The organism is Rickettsia endosymbiont of Ixodes scapularis (assembly GCF_000160735.1).
GTDB lineage: Bacteria > Pseudomonadota > Alphaproteobacteria > Rickettsiales > Rickettsiaceae > Rickettsia > Rickettsia tamurae.
The window spans coordinates 440,238-442,131 of sequence record NZ_CM000770.1 but is presented as its reverse complement, the minus strand read 5'-3'; the positions used below and the strand labels follow the sequence as shown (position 1 = coordinate 442,131).

Genomic DNA, 1,894 nt, shown 5'->3' with positions numbered 1-1,894 from the left:
TGTCATAATAACAACAGCTTTCCTTCCAATTTGATCATAAGTTGGTAAATTCGCCAATAATTAATTCCAAGAAAATAGCCATCATAAATGTTGTTATGATAACGGTTAATTTTTCTACCCTATATTATCACCTATATAGCCAAAAAAATTAAATGCTCCAAAAAGGTCTTAAAGGCATAAGTGGAACAAAAAGCAGCAGCAGACAAAAATGATGCTACATTGGGATCAAATTTAGGGAAGAAATAACTCATTAAGAACTACCTGCCATATGTACATAAAGCATCAAATCAAAATATTCTAAGAAAGTACCTATTGAGAGTAATCCTATTGCCTCTTTTTGTTGTTTTGTCAGAGAAGAAAATGTTCCCTCATCATGTCTAATATACTCTGGCATATGTAATTTTATTTTATGAACTATTTATCTAACTGTAATAGTTGTTACTTAATTTGTCTATTTTTTTTTGCAAGAGCATTTATAGAGAGTGTCAGATAGCAATTGATTTATTCTTTTATGTTGTTCTCTGCTTTTGTCGTTCTATGTGATTTTTAACTAATTTATTTAATTCGTCACGTCTCTTTTTATAATTGTAGGAAACTATGTTGTCTAATTTTGAATCTGTATTTTTATCGATGAAGACAGACTCACTTAACTTGACGGTGCCCTATTGCTTTGTCACAACACTTAATTGCTGCTTCATGCGGCACCGTCAAGTTAAGTGAGATGTAAATTAAGAAACGCAGGGAATGATTTATAGAATAGCTGTAATAATTTCTCACTAAATCTTACCGTTATGCATATTACTCAAGCCCTGAAGAGACATCGTTTTCCAGCAAGTATTATTAGCCATGCAGTATGGTTATATCATCGCTTTAATAATAGTTACCGAAATGTTCAAGAACAGATGGCTTATCGAGGTATTATTTTAAGTCATGAGACTGTAAGATTTTGGTGTAATAAATTTGCGATTTATTTTCAAGATGTTATTAGAAAGAGAGAGAGGAAACCAACTGATAAATGGCATTTAGATGAGATGAATATTAAGATTAAAGGCGAAGTATTTATATTATGGAGAGCCGTTAAGTCTGAGGGACATGAATTAGAAGTATTATTAAAGAAGCGTCGTAACAAGAAATCAGCTATTCGCTTTCTATCAAGATTATTGGGCAATTATCCAGCTTCAAGAGTAATTGTTACTGATAAGTTCAGGAGTTACATTAAACCGGTTAAGCTGATGTGTACTAAGACTGAGCATCGCACCCATAAAAGACTAAATAACGCGAGTTTCGTATTAAGATGCCTAAATTATGGTTAATGAATATGCTATAATGCTTATCCTTTCAAGGTTTGTAAGAGGTGTGACAAGTTTTACAATTTAATAGTTATAGTCAAAAAAGACAATTTACTAAAAATTTATGCAGTTTTAAGTACATTTTATAACAAAAACAATATTACTAATATCCTCGTAACCCAGTTACTATCAGCTATTCAGTTCCTCTATTAATACGAAACTCGCGTAATTTAGTAAAGTGCTTAAACCTAGCGGCATACTAATTGCAAGCTTTTTAACGCCTCCTCCAACATTATCAAAGGAATCTACATGGAAAAATGTTAATATTGAGGATGCTTTAAAACAAAAGGCTATTTTTAGTGATATTATTAACGCTGCATGGCAAGTTTTTCGTACAGAAGCCGAAACACGTAAACAGCTAGAAAAAGCAGGATTTCAAATCCTCGAAATTATATAGCATAGGCAATTAAGATAGTGATATTAATAAAAGGATATGGTAAAGTAATTAGAAAATAGTTATGCCAAGACCATATTCATATGATTTAAGAAAGAGAGTGATTCAATATATTGAGTCAGGGAAAAGAATAATAGAAGCAAGTCAAGTA

General features: G+C 31.5%; 4 protein-coding genes. 3 read left to right on the top strand and 1 reads right to left on the bottom strand.

The annotated features are described in order from the left end of the window. Nucleotides 1-250 precede the first annotated feature (250 nt). The gene (locus REIS_RS15415) at nt 251-394 is read right to left on the bottom strand and encodes a hypothetical protein (protein ID WP_241760914.1); all 144 of its coding nucleotides are present in this window, start codon (nt 392-394) and stop codon (nt 251-253) included. A 397-nt stretch (nt 395-791) separates the two neighbouring features. On the opposite strand from REIS_RS15415, the gene REIS_RS02275 reads away from it, so the two are divergent. The 3 genes from REIS_RS02275 to REIS_RS15410 all read left to right on the top strand — a co-directional run. Further along, a complete protein-coding gene (locus REIS_RS02275; RefSeq protein WP_008579641.1) occupies nt 792-1,313 on the top strand; it encodes an IS6 family transposase in 522 nt (173 codons plus the stop codon). Between the two features lie 214 nt (nt 1,314-1,527). Next, complete coding sequence (locus REIS_RS02270; RefSeq protein ID WP_008579640.1) at nt 1,528-1,746, top strand: hypothetical protein; 219 nt, start codon at nt 1,528-1,530, stop codon at nt 1,744-1,746. A 61-nt stretch (nt 1,747-1,807) separates the two neighbouring features. Beyond that, nucleotides 1,808-1,894 (top strand): IS630 transposase-related protein (locus REIS_RS15410; RefSeq protein ID WP_040614703.1); only part of this gene is annotated, 87 nt, incomplete at its 3' end.

What these genes read in the sequence shown, in the direction of transcription:
- REIS_RS15415 (WP_241760914.1), bottom strand. Translation starts at nt 394, where the DNA reads ATGCCAGAGTATATTAGACATGATGAGGGAACATTTTCTTCTCTGACA.
- REIS_RS02275 (WP_008579641.1), top strand. Translation starts at nt 792, where the DNA reads ATGCATATTACTCAAGCCCTGAAGAGACATCGTTTTCCAGCAAGTATT.